The organism is Providencia sp. PROV033 (assembly GCF_028484855.1).
GTDB lineage: Bacteria > Pseudomonadota > Gammaproteobacteria > Enterobacterales > Enterobacteriaceae > Providencia > Providencia alcalifaciens.
In genome coordinates this window covers 1-18079 of sequence record NZ_JAMPSW010000079.1, presented here as the reverse complement: position 1 = coordinate 18079, position 18079 = coordinate 1, and the positions used below count along the sequence as shown (strand labels likewise).

The window sequence follows — 18079 nt, the reverse complement described above, 5'->3', positions numbered from 1 at the left end:
AAGAAATGGGTGAGCAGATCAACCAAGATGACAGAGAAAATATGCGTAAATACTCAATTATGGGTGCGTTATCTCTGTACTTAGACTTCATCAACCTGTTCTTAATGTTACTGCGTATTTTTGGTGATCGCCGTTAATCGTTAGTTGAACAGATTGAAACACGAAACCCCGCAATAACTCAGTTGTTGCGGGGTTTTTTATGGCTTCTATCTGGTTATTACGCGATTTTTTTGCGAAATAGATAATAGGCTAGGGTACTGGTGACTAGGAAAATAATCAGAAGTGGCCATAGGCTATGAAATATCACCGAGAAGTCGGCATCTTTGAGGTAGATCTGCTTGGTAATATCCGTGAAATGGCGAATCGGGTTAATCCATGTAATGTCTTGCAGCCAAACAGGCATATTCTCGACAGGTGAGATATAACCCGATAGCAACACTGCTGGCATCATAAACACAAATACCCCGATGAACGCTTGCTGCTGTGTCGAACATAATGCAGAGATCAACAAACCAAACCCCACCAGCGATAAGCCATAAAAGATCATCGTACCGTAGAACAGTAATAGTGAACCAGCAAACGGGATTTTATAGCAAAAGATCCCAATCACTAACACTAAGGTAGCTTGTGCGGTGGCAACGACTAAAGCCGGGATTGCCTTACCAATAAAGATTTGCCATGTCGTGAGAGGGGAAACCAATAATTGATCTAGAGTACCTTGTTCACGCTCTCTCGCAATTGACAGCGAGGTTACGATAAGAACCCCAATCGTCGTAATCAGCGCGACCAACGATGGCACGATAAACCATTTATAATCTAGATTTGGGTTATACCAATTGCGGACTATCAGCTCACTATTATTGGGCTTCAGCTGTGTTTGCGTGAGCTCCTGCTGGTATTGCGTGACGATTTGCTCAATATAGTTCGCGGCAATTTGCGCGCTATTTGAGTTTCGACCATCGAGTAGTAGCATCATATTAGCGGTGTGATGACTGGCAATATCTGCACTGAAATTTTGATTAAAACGGACGACCAATAGGGCTTTACGGTTATTGATCGTATCGCGGATCTCCGCTTCATTTTTTAGCAAAAGAACATGAGAAAATGCACTCGCTTTGGCTAGCCGTTGGGTGAGTTCAATAGAGTGCTCACCGCTATCTTGGTCAAAAATGGCAATGGTGGTATTCGTGACTTCTAAGGTTGCTGCCAGCGGAAAGAGAATCATCTGGAAAATGACTGGCATGATCAAAATAATACGAGTCTGTTTTTCCTGTAATAACGATTGCAACTCTTTCATAATTAAGGTGTAAAGGCGATAAAACATAGGAACCTCAATCCAAACGACGGCGCGTTTTCAACGCCGTTAAGCCGATGAATAATATGGCTGAGGCAATCAGCAGTAAGAAATCAGTCAATAATACCAAGTAGATATCCCCCGCTAAAAACAAGGTTTGCAGGCTACTCACAAAGTAGCGAGCCGGAATGAAATAGGTCACGACTTGAATAAATGCCGGCATACTATCGATTTCGAAAATAAATCCAGAAAGCATAATCGCAGGTAAGAACGCGGCATTTAGTGCCACCATTGCCGCATTAAATTGATTGCGAGTAATAGTGGAAATGAGTAATCCCATGCCTAACGCGGTTGCTAAATATAAGCTGGTGATCACAAATAAAATTAATAAAGAGCCACGATACGGAATATCCAATATCAAGGTTGTCACCAGCATACACAGCACCATGACAAAGGAGCCGAGAAGCTGGTAAGGCAATAATTTAGAAAGTAGTAACTCAGTGCGGGTAATTTGGGTGGAAAGCAGCGCTTCCATCGTACCGCGCTCCCATTCTCGAGCAATAACCAATGACGTTAATATCGCACCGACAACAGTCATGATAATACTAATTGCGCCTGGAATAATAAAATGCTGGCTTAATGCCGCTTCATTAAACCAATAGCGCATATTAAGTTCGATCAGTGGGTCAGTTGGGTATCCTTGATTTTCACCTTGTTGGATAAGCCATGTATGCCATACCCCTTTGGTATAGGCTTGAACAAAATTGGCAGTATTGGGTTCGCTCCCATCGGTAATCACTTGAATTGCCGCATGTCCATCGGGACGCAAAAGTTGCTCTGCAAAATTAACGGGGATCACCACGATGCCGCGAATTTCTCCGGCCTGCATTTTATTAATCAATAAGTTGCGGTTATTACTGATAGTGGCATCAATAAAAGGCGACCCTGTAAAGGTATCCACTAATTCACGAGCGGGTTGGCTTTGTTGATCCATCAAGATACCAACGCGTAATTTACTGGAGTCGAGATTAATTCCATAACCAAAAATAAACAGCAGCATCAGCGGGATAACAATGGCTATCAATGCGCTGCTGGGATCACGAACAATCTGTTTGCTCTCTTTCCAGCAGAGTGCTTTTAGCCGACGCCATGAAAAACCTGAAGCGGTAGTACTCATTGCGCCTCCTGCTGTTTATCGTAGTTAAAAATCAATTCAATAAAAGCATCTTCCATGGAAGGATTGGGGTTTTTAGTGCTAGCAACTTGCTGCTTCAATTCATCGGGTGTGCCCGCTGCAATGATTTTACCATGATAAACGAGCCCTATACGGTCACAGTATTCCGCCTCATCCATAAAGTGGGTTGTGACCATCACGGTTACACCTTTATCCACCATCCCATTGATATGTAACCAAAATTCTCGGCGAGTTAGCGGGTCTACACCAGACGTGGGTTCATCTAAAAAGAGAATATCTGGCTCATGCATCAAGGAGCAGGCGAGGGCGAGTCGCTGTTTATAACCGAGAGGTAAGGAGTCGGTAATTTGGCTAATAATTGGCGTAAAATTAAAGGCGTTGATCATTTCCTGCATTTTGGTGGTTTGCTGTTTATGATGTAGACCGTATACACCGGAGAAGAATTTTAAGTTTTGCCCGACCTTGAGGTTGCCATAGAGGGAAAATTTTTGCGCCATATACCCGAGATGTTGGCGAGCTTTATTTGAGCTGGTTTTTAAATCCATCCCAAGCACTAATGCTTGCCCATCGGTGGGTTTCATGAGCCCACACATCATTTTAAACGTAGTAGATTTACCTGCACCATTCGGTCCCAATAGCCCAAAAATCTCTCCCCGTTTGACTTGGAAATTGACAGTATCAGTGGCTGCGAAATCCCCAAATTTTTTGGTCAGATTGCGAGCTTCTATCACCGTTTCATTAGGTGCTGGCGGAATTTGTGGCACGATAGCCGCGAGTTCGGAACGATGGGATGGACCGCCACCCAAGAGATCAATAAAGGCATCTTCAAAGCGAGGCTCGGCTTCAATAAGCGTTTGATGATCCATTTTCAACGCTTGAAGTAAGCTCTGTTGAGAGGCTTGGGGTTTTAAAATTAATCGAATATAACGCCCTTGAATTACGCCATCTGTGGTTTCTGGCAAGACTAATGCATTTTGTAGAATGGTACGTTTTTGGGTGGCGGGCACTTCGAGTAAAAATGAACGACCCACCATCTTCTGCGTCAGCTGCTCCGGTTTTCCGCTATAGAGTAGCTTGCCTTCGTTGAGCAGAAGGACTTCTTTGCATTGCTCTGCTTCGTCCAGATACGAGGTACTCCAAAGGATCAACATACCTTCATCTGCTAAGGTGTGCACCATTTGCCAAAGTTCTCGTCTGGCAATAGGGTCAACACCAACGCCGGGTTCATCCAAAAGTAACACTTTGGGTTTACCTAATAGAGTACAGGCAAGCCCCAATTTTTGTTTCATTCCCCCTGACAGCTTACCAGCAAGACGCTGAGTAAAAGGTTCGAGGCTAGTGAATGTCAGTAATTGTTGATAGGTTTGTTGGCGCTCTTCACCAACGACACCTCGAAGATCTGCATATAAATCAAGGTTCTCTTGAACAGTTAAATCTTCATATAACCCAAATTTTTGCGGCATGTAGCCGAGGTTAGCTCGTACCTCAATGCTATCTCGGATAGGATCTAACCCCATTAAACTAATTTGCCCTGAATCTGGCTTAAGTAACCCAGCAAGCATACGCATCAGTGTGGTTTTGCCTGCGCCATCAGGCCCGACTAATCCGGTGACTGAACCACCATGAATTTCAGTCGTTAAGCTTTCAACGGCAGGGGTATCCAGTCCGGCAAAATGTTTCTCAACACAATTTAACGAAATGATATGTTGCTGAGCCATAATGCGCCCTACTGTTGAGGAGCCGCAAATTGAACGGTAACGGGCATCCCTTGACGAAGTTTATCATTTGGATCATCGACAATAATGCGTAAGCGATACACTAAATCAGTGCGTAAATCCGGAGTTTGTACGCTTTTTGGAGTGAATTCGGCAGTGGGGGAAACAAAGCCAATAGTGCCATGATAGGGCGTATTGGGTTGGCTATCGGTAAATAACAAAACTTTACTACCGGGTACGGCATCGCCTAAATGTGCTTCGCTAACATAGGCGCGAACCCAAACAGGGTGGGTTAAGGTTACGCTAAAAACGGTATTACCGGAGCCTATAATGGTACCTGGCTCGATGGCTCGGGTTAATACAGTACCATCAGAAGGAGCCAGTAACTGAGTATCGGCAAGGTCGAGTTCCGCTTGAGCAACAGCCGCTTCTGCCTGTAGCCATTCTCCTCGTGCTGCGGCTATCTCTTCTTGGCGAAATCCACTTTGATATTGATTAAGTTTATCTTGGGATGCTTTCAGTGCGGCAAGCGTTTGATTACGGTTATTTTTAGCATTATCCAGATCATTGGCAGATATCAGTTTTTGGGCAGCTAAGCCCTGTTGGCGCTTATAAAAATTGTCCGCATATTGCCAAGCAGCTTGGCGCTGGGCAACTTCAGCTTCAACTTGGGCGATTTCTTGGGTGCGATAGCCTTTTTCTTTAAGTGCTAATTGTGCTTTGGCACTGTCACGGAGCCCTTTGGCTTTATTTAAGGCATTGATGTAAGGAGCGTCATCTAATTTTCCAAGTAACTGTCCAGCTTTGACTTGCGCCCCTTCATCAACCTCTAAAGAGGCGAGTTTACCACCGACACGGAAGCTGAGGTTAACGGTACGCACATCCACATTACCATATAGAGCGAATGTTTTGTCCTGAAGCGATTGATAGTAATAGCCCCCTGAAATGGCGGCAATCAGCAGAATAATCAGTAAAAGAACTTGTGTGCGGCGTTTTGTGTTCATAACTAACCTTAGTGACGGGTAAACTCATTACTCAAGATTATGATTTAGTTTTATCTATATATCATATCACTTTTCTGATTGTTGGCGATGCCGTAACCCCAATAATAAGATATCGATGTGTTCAATAAGAACCTGATTAATAATTTTAAATTCATTCTCATTGATGTGTTTCCAGCCCGTTTGCCTCAGTAGTGTTTCTCTCGCAATACGGAAAGAAAGTGTTTCACCTAAAATGGCATGAGTGTGAATTAATGTTGCTAAGTCGTTTGGATCAGCGCCGATATAGATAGAAACTAAGCGGTTAAGCCGTGAATGGATAGGACCCAAAGCCTGCTCATGAATTAAACCATAGGCTTCAGTTGGGTTGAGTTGTTCGCGAGCAAGGATACGTGAAAAACTGAGATTTTCTTTTTTAAGTTGGAAAAAATTATAAGAAATAATGGTGTTTTTTAAGAGTTCGAGTGCTTCTTCAGGAATTTGTAACTCTGCTGGCTGGCTAATAAAGTAATCGATTTTATTAATACTTTCCTCAAAGCTCTCCTTGATATTGTTTGCAATTTGCTGAGCAACCGCCAGATAAAGCCCTTCTTTTGAACCGAAATAATATGAAATTGCAGCGATGTTTTGCCCTGATGCTTGGGCAATTTGGCGAGTGGTAGCCCCATCAATGCCTTGTTCTCCATAAACGTCTGCGGCAGCGAGAAGAAGTTGGAGCTTAGCGCTCTCTCCACGCAATGTTGGCGATGAATTTGTGTTCATAAACATTCCTTTTGATTCAGAATTAAATAAATTTTTAACATGCTCTTAGTTGGCATTTGTTCATTATTCAGGATGAAAACAGATGTATCTTTAGTTTTGTGTACGTATATATACTATATAAAGCAGATTTTGTATTAGTTTATTCATCAATCTAAATTAATATATTTATCGCGGTCAAATGATGGTAGAATTTTTGGGTATCGCATGGCAGTTTGCGCTTTTCTTCTATTGAATATCAAACCTTCCCCCCTAGAGCTGCCCAATATATTGAAGCGGTGGAGCCCGGAGTAATTAATTTGACTAGTTTTTCAGACCTCGCGTTAAACGAGGAAATCTTGCGTGCCATTAATGAATTAGGCTATGAAAGTCCTACGCCTATTCAACAACAAGCTATTCCTGCTGTTCTAGCGGGTAAAGACTTATTAGCCAGTGCTCAAACTGGTACCGGTAAAACAGCCGGTTTTACCTTACCTATTTTGCAAAAATTGGTAGACAATCCTCGGGGCAATAACCGCCGTCCTATCCGTGCATTGATTTTAACTCCAACTCGTGAGCTTGCAGCTCAAGTGGCTGAAAACGTAAAAGAATATAGCCGCCATTTGAAAATTCGCTCATTTGTTGTGTTTGGTGGTGTGAGCATTAATCCCCAAATGATGAAGTTGCGTGGTGGAGTGGATGTCCTGATCGCAACACCGGGTCGTTTGTTGGATCTGGAGCACCAAAATGCAGTGGATCTTTCTCAAGTCGAAGTTTTCGTTTTGGATGAAGCTGACCGTATGCTGGATATGGGCTTTATTCACGACATTCGTCGCGTGATCACTAAATTACCTAAAAAGCGCCAAAACCTTCTGTTTTCTGCAACGTTCTCTGATGAGATTAAACAGTTGGCGAGTAAATTGCTGAATAACCCTGTATCGATTGAAGTGGCACCGCGTAACTCTGCGTCTGAACAAGTGACCCAATATGTCCATTTAGTGGATAAAAATCGTAAAGCAGAATTACTGTCATTTATGATTGGGCGCGAGAATTGGCAACAAGTCTTGGTGTTCACGCGTACTAAGCATGGTGCTAACCGTTTAGCGGAACATTTAAATAAAGATGGCGTAAAAGCAGCGGCAATTCATGGAAATAAGAGCCAAGGAGCTCGTACTCGCGCTTTAGCTGATTTTAAATCGGGAGATATCCGTGTACTCGTGGCGACAGATATCGCTGCCCGTGGTTTGGATATTGAACAACTGCCTTATGTAGTTAACTTTGAGTTGCCTAATGTGGCTGAAGATTATGTTCACCGTATTGGTCGTACTGGGCGCGCGGAAGCAACGGGTATGGCGGTTTCTTTAGTGTGTATCGATGAGGCTAAGTTGCTGAAAGATATTGAAAAATTACTGAAAAAATCTATTCCATTAATGGCGATTGAAGGGTATGAACCAAACCCATCAATCAAAGCTGAGCCGATTCAAAAGCCTTCTCAGCGCAATGACCGTCGTTCTCCAGATAACCGTGGTGGTGAGCGAAGTAATAGCAATAAAGGTCATAGTCGTCCTCGTCGTCCAAATACAAGCGCGGGTAAAGGTCAATCTGAATCAGCTGGTTCTCCATGGAAAAGCGCTCAGAAGCGTGTTAGACAAGGGCGTAGTGAAAGCTAATGCGTGTACTGCTCGCTCCGATGGAAGGGGTACTTGATTCTCTGGTTCGCCGTTTATTGAGTGAGGTGAATGACTACGACTTGTGCATCACAGAATTTGTACGAGTTGTAGATACATTACTGCCTGCAAAAACGTTTTATCGGCTATGTCCGGAGCTCCAGTATGGCAGCCGAACACCCTCGGGAACATTAGTGAGAGTGCAGTTGTTAGGTCAGTATCCCGAGTGGTTGGCTGAAAATGCCAACCGCGCGGTAGAGCTCGGTTCTTGGGGGGTAGATCTCAATTGTGGGTGGACAAAGTTTATGTAGGATAAACGCAAACCTCCTTTTTATAAATTTTTGATAACAGTATAAATCTTCCTAATGTTTGCTATATTAGGAACTCTAAGTCTTACTGTTTGATATAAGTAAAAACTGGAGGTTTTATGGATACAGCTTTATGTACTCAAGACAATCAAGTTTGGGAAGCTGAAAATTTTTATAAACTATCAAGTGAAAGACTTCAGCTCATGCGTAGAAGTCTTGTTTGTACTGAATGCAATGGAAATGCATGGTTTCGAAAATCCAGCTATGGAAACAACTCGCCTCATTTTTGTGCTCACCATGAAGAAAATTGTTCTCTATCGACAGCATATGAAGTTATCGGTGAAGGCGACGGCGGCGGTAGTGTACCAGCAGCAGATTTAGATAGCGGGATTGTTTTAAACTTAGGCCAAGAAAAAAATTATACTGTAGATGTAAAGAAAATAGATGCAGAAGAACATATTGCTACAGGTCAGCAACGTACAAGTGAACAAGTAAAAAATGGTGGCGGACTAAGTTTTCCTGCTCATATGACATTGAAAAATGTGTTATATAAATTAGTTCGCTCAGATAAATTATATTCTTCAGACCAAAAAATTATTATTAAAGATGAGATTTCTGTAGGTTTACCGCAAGTAGCAAACCAGTTATTTGTTAATTTTGCTGATGTAAAACCTTGGCTAAATGAGCAGAAAAGAATATTTTGGGGTTTTATCAGTGATGCTAGACAGACTAAAGACGGAAAAATTTGGTTAAATGCTGGAAATATTAGCTCTGGTTTGAGTATTGCGATAAATCCTGAGATTGAACAAGATTTTAAAGAATATTTTAAGATTGAAGATTCACTAGACTCATTGGCTGGTTGTCATGCTCTAATTATCGGTGATTGCTATTATGCATCTTCAGGTAAGCCTGTAATTTGGTGTGCTAATTTGAATTATTTGATGTTGAGAAGATATAATTTTACCGAATAATTAAAATTTTAAATATGTAGTGTTTTATGAGAGACCTATGCGTGTATTACTAGCTCCAATGGAAGGCGTTCTTGACTCTTTAGTTAGAGAAATTTTAAGTGAAGTAAATGACTATGACTTATGTATTACTGAATTTTTACGTGTTGTAGATCAGTTACTTCCAGTTAAATCCTTTTATCGGATTTGCCCTGAACTATATAATAAAAGTTGTACACTATCAGGAACGTTAGTGCGTATTCAGTTACTTGGACAGTTTCCTGAATGGTTGGCTGAAAATGCGGCTAGAGCTATAGAGCTAGGTTCATATGGCGTCGATTTGAATTGCGGCTGTCCGTCAAAAGTGGTGAATGGAAGTGGTGGTGGAGCTACATTACTCAAAGACCCTGAGCTAATATACAAAGCGACTAAAGCAATACGTGAGGCTGTTCCTAGCGAGCTCCCTGTAACAGTAAAGATACGTTTAGGATGGGATTCTAATGAACCAAAGTTTGAAATAGCAGATGCTGTTGAGCAGGCTGGTGCAACGGAACTTACGGTTCATGGGCGTACAAAAGAGGATGGTTACAAAGCTGAACGTATTAATTGGCAAGCTATCTGCGAAATTCGTAAAAGGTTAACAATTCCTGTTATTGCAAATGGCGAAATTTGGGATTACTCAAGTTCTCAAAAGTGTTTAGAAATTACAGGTTGTGATGCCGTAATGTTAGGAAGAGGGGCATTAAACATTCCAAATCTTAGCCGAGTAGTGAAATATAATGAGCCTAAAATGAATTGGTTTGATGTAGTTAAATTATTGCAAAAATACGTACAGTTAGAAAAACAAGGTGATACTGGCTTGTATCATGTTGCTCGTATCAAACAATGGTTAGGTTATTTACGTAAAGAGTATAGTGAGGCATCGGAACTTTTTACGGAAATTAGACAATTAAAAACGTCAAAAGATATAGCACAAATTATCCAATCTATATGAGAAAATCAATTTGGATATCAAAATTCCATAGATGTCTTTAAATTCCAGTGAATTTAATATGTCGTTTTTTATCTGTGGATTTTTAAGTTGCTAATTTTAATGAATAATTTTGTTTATTTTGTTTCTTTCCACCTATCCATAGATTATATTGGGTTTAGTAACTCTTATAATTGAGCGGCACCATTGTTCAAACATATACAAATAAATGAGAGCGTTATGAGTAAGGGTAAAGCTGAAGATAATGATGAAAGAATAATCAATAATTCGATTCTTCCAATTTTCATTGAGGATAATACAAGGGAAAACATTGAATTATTAGAGTATTATGTTAAGAGTATACATCAATCAGTTACAATATCGTTGAGTGGAAAAAGTGCAATACTAAGGGTTTTCGATAAAAACAATCAAAAAGAGATCGAATATCACCCTTATCGCGATTTTGAGCGGCTCTATTCTCATATAAATTGTGTTATTACTATGAAGGATGGTGGGAAGCTTTTAAAATCATATACAAAAGTTTGGCTATGCTCTCAGAGAAAAAGAGCGGCACTTAATGGCATAGAATTTGATCCTAAAAAGGAGCCGTTAAGTATTAATAATCAAGTTTTCAATATCTATCAAGGGTTCGGAATAAAGCCAGAGCCTAGTCAAGAAAGTGATATATTGCCATGGTTAGAGCTCGTTACGGTGATTTGTAATAACGAAACAGCTAAAATAGATTACTTAATTAATTGGTTTGCTCATGCAATACAAAAACCAGAAGAAAAACCTGGTGTTGCAATAGTTATGAGATCTGGTCAAGGTTATGGTAAAGGATCATTGATGAAGCCTTTTTCATCAATATTTGGCGTTCATTACATGCATTCTACAAATAGCAAAGATATTAGTAGTAATTTTAATGCGGTATTAGAAAACAAATTGATGGTTTTTTTTGATGAGGCATTTGCAGGTACAAACCAAGCGACTGATATTTTAAAAGGGTTAATCACTGAAGATAAATTAAGAATAGAAAGAAAAGGTTTCGATACTTATTTTGTAGATAATTATATTAGAATTGTTATGGCGTCAAATAGAGAAAATATTATTCGGTTTGAAAAAGATGAACGGAGGTACTTATATATTGATGTACCTGAGAGTAATAAACAATCTATTGACAAATTTGATAAATACTATGCTTGGGAAAAAAATGGTGGTGCCGAAAAGCTATTTGGCTATTTAAAAAAAATAAATATTGAAAATTTTAATCCAAGAGTTGCACCAAAAACACATGAGTTAAATAGTGTAAAAATGTATTCATTTAGTGGTTCTGAACAAATTTTATATCACATATTAAATGATGAAAACTCATTTAATGAGGTTTTTATTCAAAATAAAGATTGGGCTATGATTTATAAACAAACCCTGAATTTAGCACAAATTTATGGCGTAAAAAAAGAACTAATAAATAATATAGCTTTAGGTAAATTATTAAATAAATTAGGGTTTAAGAAAAAAAGAAAAAGAACATCCGAAGGCAGTACATATGAGTTCATTATTCCCTTTAAGGAAAATATAATGAACTCAATAAGATCAAAATTTGAAGAGGTAATGGGCTTTGATATTGAATGGTGCCCATTAAATGATCAGTTGGAATTGGTGCCAAATGATTTGGAGAAAATTTTGATTGTTTAGTGAGAGATTTTTCATCTTAATCAGACTAAGAAATAATATATTATGATTCTATTTTTTGGTCTGATTCTTATTAAAAATAAGTCATTATGAGTAATTATCAAAAAACTTCATAAACTGACTGTATACCTCTGTATAACCAAATTTTTTGCTTAAATCTTCAATTGTAGAGTTTATTATTTCATTCTTATCTGAAACTATTTTAGGTGCATTTAAACTTCCATTTTTAAAAGAAACCGTGAATTCAAATTTATTTGCTCGTTTAATTTTAGAAAAAATCAACTGTCTTGATCGAGTGGTTTTCAACCAAGAGATAGCAGCATAATGCTCACCAACAGCAATGATAGCATTTTTATATTTATCTTTAATAATTATCCAAAACTTTGGAGAGATTATTTCCATTTTACTTATTATTTTTTGTTGAGAGTTAAAGTCTATAGATTTTCTATGAATAGATGGTATTTCATTATAGGATTTAGCATATACTATTTCAATTTTCTTTTGGTGAGTTCTAGTTTCAGTATTTCTGGCTTCTACATAGAAACTAGTTAGATTGTAATTAATTTTGATTTCAGGATTAGAACTTGGATTTTTTTTAATTAACATAAAAAAACCTTATTAGTTATTAGTTATTAGTTATTAGTTATTAGTTATTAGTTATTAGTTATTAGTTATTAGTTACTAATATTTATACTGGTTATAAAAGATGGTATAAAATAGATTTGGGCTTCAGCCCAACGGCGCTAGCCGTTATTTTAATAAACCTGTTAACGAGGGCAAAACTTTGCCACGCCAAGAGTTTGATTGACGCACGAGGTGCGGCGAGCAAGCTCGCATTTTTGTTATGAGGGACGAATTACAAAAATAATTCAGGATACAAAATGGTTACATCCTGAATTTTAACTAATATTAAAAGGCTTTATTTTATAATAAAAACAATATATTAAATTTAAACTTATACCAAAAAAGTTCATTCTTATAACTAAAAAATGAACTTTTTATACCAAATCTTATATTAGCTAGTAACTAGTTATAATTTTTAATGAAGAACCTGTTGTTTCTTTTATATATATTTCTGTCGCACCTAAAATACATTTAACATCTTCAGTTAGTTTATTAATGGAAATAGCAGGTTGGACTATAAAAAAACTTGTTCTAACTTTAGATAGCGAAGCTCTCTTAAAAAACAAATTTAAATCTTTTATTGTTCCTTTATCAAATCTTGATGGTTTTCCTTGTTTTATTTTTAAATTTTCTCTATGTTTTAAATGAATATAAAGTTCATCTAAATCGTTAATCCATTTTATTCCCTTCATGGCCTGGCCTGACACCTGATAAATATCATCTACCCTAGAGGATGGCTGTTTATTTTCAGGGCAATACTTACAGTGAAAGAAATCAATCACAACAGTTATTTCATCAATAATTTTAAACGCAACTATATCAGCAGATTCGCCAGCTCCGTCATCATCAAATATAATATCATAGTCTGAAAATATCTTCTGAATTGTATAATATTGAATTGAATCTTTTCTACGCTCATCACGTTGTGATTCTTTAGATAAATTAATTTTTTCCCATTTCCAACCTTCAAATTTACTAATATCAATTGGTACTTGATAGTTTTCGTCACAATAAAATCGTTGATTTCCTTCAATCATTGAAGTGTCAGAAAGAAATATAGAAGGTGGGAGTCTATCAAAATATTCACATAAGTTTTCAGAGTATTTATTATTTAATTGTAACGTTATATTATTTTTTGATGTGAATTTATAGTGGTCTGTTAGTGAAAATTTAATAGGGTAGGATAAATTATCTATGCTGAGGTTAAATATTATGTCTTTACCAGACATGCGTTCTGATATTAATTGAAGTTCACAATCATGAATACTGTATTCAGTACCATCAATTATTAAATAAACACTACTGTAATGAGACTTTCTAATTAATTCAATTGGCCAGTCTATGTTTAAAGCTATTAAGTTTGATGGGAATTTATTGATAGTTTCAGATTGCATTGCTGTTTTTAAAATATCATTAGTATCAATACTATCATCAAGTATTTTTTTTCCTATATGATTACACCAGCGTATCCAATTATGAACTGAATCTGAGGTCATAGACCAAATTTTACCTTTGTGTGAACAACCTAAAGTTACTGGAATACCATTTTCAAATCCTTTGGAAAAAATGTTAGATTTTATGGCTCTTTTGGTTATTAGCTCAGGTATAGCTTCTTTTGTATCTGAACCAGTATACATCATAAATCTTAAATTTTTACTTGCTTTATTAAGGCCAACGTTTTGTAATTTCATTCTTTTTATTCCATACATGGTTCTAAATATTTTATCACCTGATATTAATGTAGGATCTTCAGTAATGAATTTTGCAAGTCTAGATATATTGGTATCTTGGCCTGATGAGTGAATATAAAGTAGTTTATTAGCCTTGTCAAAATAAACAATATATAATTCCCAGATGATATCCATTAAATCTTCAGAAAAACTCCAATTAACTTTGTTATATGTCTTTAATGAGAAAATTAATATTGTTTCTTCTTTATTAATTGTTTTATCTACGAGATAATTAGATTTATTTATTATCTTTATGAAGTTTTTAGGTTCCCATTCTGAATTTTTTGTCTTGTATATAACTGTACTTACTTTTGGGCTTAGACCTAAATCTAGCAATTTGGTTTTGGTGTAATCAAATTCATCTTTAAATTTTTGACTTTCAATAACTTCTGATACCTTTATTTCTCCAATAGTCCTAATTATTTTATTCCAGTCAGAGTCTTCTTTGTATAAAGATTCAATTGCTTCGTTGACTTTCTGCTCCGCTATATTTGCAACAAATTTAGCGTTACCTAAATCATCTCTTTGACGTGTAAATCGGCCTGTAAATTGTAGGGTGATATTAATACCTTTATGAGTATCATGTATTGCAGCTATTTTTAATTCAGGAAGATCGAAGCCTTCGCCTAACATATTAACACATACAATAATTCTATGCTTCTTTGATTTTATATCGGCTATTATATTTTTATAATTAGGTACTTTTGTATGTACAACAATAGGATTTAGGCTTTTGTGCTTTTTATATATTTCAAATACTTCGTCTGCTCTTTTAGTTGAATTAACTCTAACCATTAATATATGGTCTAAATTATTTTTCAAATCTTTTTTTAATAAATTTATAGCTTCATTAGCTATTGCTAAATCTGATTTACTTTCATCAAACTCCCTTACAGGGTGAAACTCTATTGCTTTGAAATACCCATCTTTTTGTGCTTGCTCTATAGGGTATTCATATATAACTCTACCATCAACTCTTTTCCCATCGCTTCTAAATGGAGTTGCTGTAAACTGGAAAACGGGTTTATCAGAAAAATATGATTTAATTTTAGCCCATTTATCTGCTTCAATATGATGGGCTTCGTCTACAATAAGATGAGTACAGTTATTGATTACAAATTGCAAAGGATCTTTAGTAAACAAATTGAGAGATGCTACAGTTGTGATAATAACATTAGCAGTTTGTAGTAGCTCAATATCTTTTTTATTTTTTGCAGCACCATTTATAATCATTACCCGAGGGTTAAGTATATCATCAGGTACTAATTTAAAAGTTCGGACATAGCCTAGGTTTACAAACTTACTTTTAGTTTGTTGCCGTAAAGCATCTGATGGTACTATTATTAATGTTTTTTTGAAATGCCCTGCAACTACTAATGATAACATCGTTTCTGTTTTTCCAGTTCCAGTTGGCATTACAATTGTTGCAGCTTCATTTGAATTGGTTTTTAAATAACCTAGGGCTGAAAATAAAGCACCGATTTGTGGGGGTCTAAGGCCATCTTGATGTTTATTTTTTTCTAGATAGCTAAAGTTGTTTTTTAACCAGCTAAGATAAATATCATCACAAGACGAGTTTTTAGATAATTCATTTATAGGTAAATATGTTATTTCGCCTTTATCAAACTGTATAGTTTGCTCTTTCATTAATACCTCGTTATATAATAAAGAATTAATGTTTAAATTATTTTTTTATACTGTAAATAAATTATTTTTTATTACTTTCTGCTGGTGGTTTGTAACTAATAATAATTTCTGCAAGCAAATCGTCATCAGTGTAAAAATATGGTACAGGTATATCAAGTACTTTAGCAAATTTTTGTACTGTATTGAAATCAGGGGTATGTTTACCTTTTTCATACTGATTCATGCGTGCGCTGGCCGAAGCCTCATCAATGCCAGCCAAAATCCCAAGTTTTTCTTGTGATAAACCTGCTCTTAAACGTGCTTCTTTTAGTCTTTTAGTGATCATATAAATCTCAGTCAAAAGCATTTGACTAAGATTCTCTTAGTTTTCTGTATACATTTTACTAAGGATTACTTAGTATTGTCTTACGAGTTAAAACTAGTGATGTTGTATTAGTTATGTGTTGTCTATCGAGTAACTGGTGTTACTCGATAGACATAGAACAAAAATTGTATAGGAATAGAAGATATGAATGATTGGGATGACAAAGGCGATCCAGATGATTACAAATTTTATAATTTCATGAAAAATATTTTTGCGGTCATTGGTCTTACTATCACTATCGGGCTGTTTATTGGCGCACTTAGTACAAAAGGGTTTGACATAGGCTCAATAAAATTTGGCTATAATGAATTGTTTGGTCTTTATTTTAGAATAGATGTTTGAATGAGGTGAGTGTATTTATGAATAAACAGCGAAAATCGTTTACGCTAGCTTTGTTGGTTATGACACTTTTCAGTTTTAAAGCTAGTAGTGCAAGCTTTGATTGTGATAAAGCATCTACATCAATAGAAAAAATGATCTGTGCTAATGATGTTTTGAATAGTTTAGATTCAAGCATGGCTTCATTGTATGAAGCTAAAAAAGATAAGAACTTAACGAAATCTCAAAGGTTATGGATAAAAGATATAAGGAATAAGTCTACTACAGTTGATGATCTAATCATATCGTATTCGGATAGAATTAAATACTTATCCAATTATAATGGTTCAGCTAAACTTAATGACAAAAATGAAACAAAGCCTCAAAATACTAAAAACAATGGTAAATTAAAAATTCATGAATTTACAGGAAAGTACGCAAATTTAGGTGGAATAAAATATTCGACACAATATCAGGATATGAATAGATCGTCGTATGTACTAAGATGTACTGACGCAACAATGATTGATCTGATGAATATCTTAAAAAAAGAAGCAATAAAAAATGGTCAAGCTTCTGAATTTACTAAATATCGAGATAATATATATACTGCTATGTGGAATTACACATCAGATGATCTTGAGAGCCAAATTAATGATCCTAGAATGAGAACTATGTGCGATCTCTTAATCGCAGGAACTAGATATTGATGAGCATGATAAAATATAATTAACGCTCTAATATTTTTCTCAATGTGCTTCTGGATATTCTAATGTCAATAGAAGATAAATAGTCAAGCATGATACGTTCAGATGATTTATTTGATATTTTTTCTTTAAGGTGTTTTTTTATTATATCATATCGAATCTGCGTGGATTTTTTTCTTTCTATTGACCTTTTTAATATACCAGCTTTTATTTTTTCATTATTATAACCATATTTTTTACCTGCTGATTTGCCATAGCTAAAACCATCTTTGATGCGTTCTGCTATTCGTTTTCTTTCAAAAGTTGCAACCGAAGCCATTATAGTGAGTATCATTTCACCAATAGGTGTAGATACATCTAATGCAATGTCTAGTATCTTTAACGTTATATTCTTTTGTTTTAACCATTTGATCGTATTCAAACAATCAGCCGTATCCCTGAAGCCTCTATCTAACTTTGCTATCACTATTACATCACCAGATTTTAAGAGAGAAACCATCTTTTGAGCTTCTGGTCTTTTATTAAATGGTGTAGATCCTGAAATGTTAATGTCAGAATAAATATGATCTATTTTTAGCTGAGACTCTATTATTGAAATCTGATTATCGGTAGTTCCATATTCATTGTCTGCTTTAGATACTCTGGTGTAAGCATAAACTGTCATTATATATCCTATTAATTTTAATTTTTATTTTTTTGAAATATTCATTCTGATTTTATCTTCTAACATTTTGGTGTATTCATCAGATGGATATAAAATACCATTTTTAGTTATTGTCCTATTATTTGTATTTACTTCTGTATCATCTATGTTATCGTCTAATTCAATCATTTTTCGAATTCCGTTTTTAAATGTTATTTGTATATGAAAAATATCATTATGTACATAGTATTCTTTTCCTGCTGGTGTGACTTTTAATTCTTTTTTCGGCCAAACCCCATGCTGGAATACGTATATATACTTTATCGAGGATCTGATTAACTCCCTGAGTTTTAAAATGTTTTCTTCATTATAGGAGTTTAAGCCTAATTTAATTTCTTTCCATTTTTTTATTGTTTCTTCTCTATTGTTTGATAACAAATTTAAGTCTAATTCTTTTATTTTATTTTCAATATTTTTCTTTTCGTTTTCTGATGCGCTTAATTCATTTGCTATTGCGGC

17 protein-coding genes and 1 pseudogene are annotated in these 18079 nt (G+C 36.1%); 8 read left to right on the top strand and 10 right to left on the bottom strand.

Features of this window, described 5'->3' with window-relative positions; translation table 11 throughout:
- Positions 1–137: Bax inhibitor-1 family protein (locus tag PSF16_RS13080; RefSeq protein ID WP_272689395.1), on the top strand; the 137-nt coding region annotated here is incomplete at its 5' end.
- An 80-nt stretch (positions 138–217) separates the two neighbouring features.
- On the opposite strand, the gene PSF16_RS13075 is transcribed toward PSF16_RS13080, so the two are convergent.
- The 5 genes from PSF16_RS13075 to cecR all read right to left on the bottom strand — a co-directional run bounded on the left by PSF16_RS13075 (position 218) and on the right by cecR (position 5973).
- Complete coding sequence (locus PSF16_RS13075; protein ID WP_006662285.1) at positions 218–1324, bottom strand: ABC transporter permease; 1107 nt, start codon at positions 1322–1324, stop codon at positions 218–220.
- Between the two features lie 7 nt (positions 1325–1331).
- Entirely contained in the window at positions 1332–2471 is a 1140-nt protein-coding gene (locus PSF16_RS13070) for an ABC transporter permease (protein ID WP_272689394.1), read from the bottom strand.
- The gene (locus tag PSF16_RS13065) at positions 2468–4207 is read right to left on the bottom strand and encodes an ATP-binding cassette domain-containing protein (protein ID WP_006662283.1); all 1740 of its coding nucleotides are present in this window, start codon (positions 4205–4207) and stop codon (positions 2468–2470) included. Before PSF16_RS13065 ends, PSF16_RS13070 begins: the two co-directional genes overlap by 4 nt.
- A gap of 8 nt (positions 4208–4215) precedes the next feature.
- Complete coding sequence (gene hlyD, locus PSF16_RS13060) at positions 4216–5208, bottom strand: secretion protein HlyD (RefSeq protein ID WP_006660167.1); 993 nt, start codon at positions 5206–5208, stop codon at positions 4216–4218.
- Between the two features lie 66 nt (positions 5209–5274).
- Entirely contained in the window at positions 5275–5973 is a 699-nt protein-coding gene (cecR, locus tag PSF16_RS13055; protein ID WP_006660166.1) for a transcriptional regulator CecR, read from the bottom strand.
- Between the two features lie 290 nt (positions 5974–6263).
- Here cecR and rhlE point away from each other — a divergent pair, with 290 nt between their 5' ends.
- The 5 genes and pseudogenes from rhlE to PSF16_RS13030 all read left to right on the top strand — a co-directional run bounded on the left by rhlE (position 6264) and on the right by PSF16_RS13030 (position 11530).
- Positions 6264–7613: an ATP-dependent RNA helicase RhlE gene (gene rhlE / locus PSF16_RS13050; protein WP_272689393.1), complete on the top strand. Its 1350-nt coding sequence runs from the start codon at positions 6264–6266 to the stop codon at positions 7611–7613.
- A pseudogene (locus PSF16_RS13045) lies at positions 7613–7903 on the top strand (tRNA-dihydrouridine synthase); the annotation flags it as partial. The gene rhlE and the pseudogene PSF16_RS13045, both read left to right, overlap by 1 nt.
- Before the next feature lie 134 nt (positions 7904–8037).
- On the top strand, positions 8038–8889 hold the full coding sequence (locus PSF16_RS13040) for a hypothetical protein (RefSeq protein WP_272689392.1): 852 nt from the start codon (positions 8038–8040) through the stop codon (positions 8887–8889).
- 37 nt (positions 8890–8926) lie between these two features.
- Positions 8927–9859 carry a tRNA dihydrouridine(16) synthase DusC gene (dusC, locus tag PSF16_RS13035; RefSeq protein WP_272689391.1) on the top strand — a complete coding sequence of 311 codons (933 nt, stop codon included), beginning with the start codon at positions 8927–8929 and terminating at the stop codon, positions 9857–9859.
- 216 nt (positions 9860–10075) lie between these two features.
- Positions 10076–11530 (top strand): primase-helicase family protein, encoded by a 1455-nt coding sequence (locus PSF16_RS13030; protein ID WP_272689390.1) that lies wholly within the window; start codon positions 10076–10078, stop codon positions 11528–11530.
- 84 nt (positions 11531–11614) lie between these two features.
- Here the strand turns inward: PSF16_RS13030 and PSF16_RS13025 are convergent, their stop codons facing one another.
- The 3 genes from PSF16_RS13025 to PSF16_RS13015 all read right to left on the bottom strand — a co-directional run bounded on the left by PSF16_RS13025 (position 11615) and on the right by PSF16_RS13015 (position 15853).
- Positions 11615–12133: a hypothetical protein gene (locus PSF16_RS13025; RefSeq protein WP_272689389.1), complete on the bottom strand. Its 519-nt coding sequence runs from the start codon at positions 12131–12133 to the stop codon at positions 11615–11617.
- 413 nt (positions 12134–12546) lie between these two features.
- On the bottom strand, positions 12547–15528 hold the full coding sequence (locus PSF16_RS13020) for a DEAD/DEAH box helicase (RefSeq protein ID WP_272689388.1): 2982 nt from the start codon (positions 15526–15528) through the stop codon (positions 12547–12549).
- A 61-nt stretch (positions 15529–15589) separates the two neighbouring features.
- Entirely contained in the window at positions 15590–15853 is a 264-nt protein-coding gene (locus PSF16_RS13015; RefSeq protein WP_272689387.1) for a helix-turn-helix domain-containing protein, read from the bottom strand.
- Positions 15854–16036: 183 nt separating this feature from the next.
- Here PSF16_RS13015 and PSF16_RS13010 point away from each other — a divergent pair, with 183 nt between their 5' ends.
- Positions 16037–16234, top strand: a complete 198-nt coding sequence (locus PSF16_RS13010; RefSeq protein WP_272689386.1) for a hypothetical protein — start codon at positions 16037–16039, stop codon at positions 16232–16234.
- A 17-nt stretch (positions 16235–16251) separates the two neighbouring features.
- A complete protein-coding gene (locus PSF16_RS13005; RefSeq protein WP_272689385.1) occupies positions 16252–16920 on the top strand; it encodes a hypothetical protein in 669 nt (222 codons plus the stop codon).
- A 19-nt stretch (positions 16921–16939) separates the two neighbouring features.
- On the opposite strand, the gene PSF16_RS13000 is transcribed toward PSF16_RS13005, so the two are convergent.
- A complete protein-coding gene (locus PSF16_RS13000) occupies positions 16940–17581 on the bottom strand; it encodes a recombinase family protein (protein WP_272689384.1) in 642 nt (213 codons plus the stop codon).
- 24 nt (positions 17582–17605) lie between these two features.
- On the bottom strand, positions 17606–18079 hold a 474-nt coding region (locus PSF16_RS12995; protein ID WP_272689383.1), incomplete at its 5' end, for a hypothetical protein.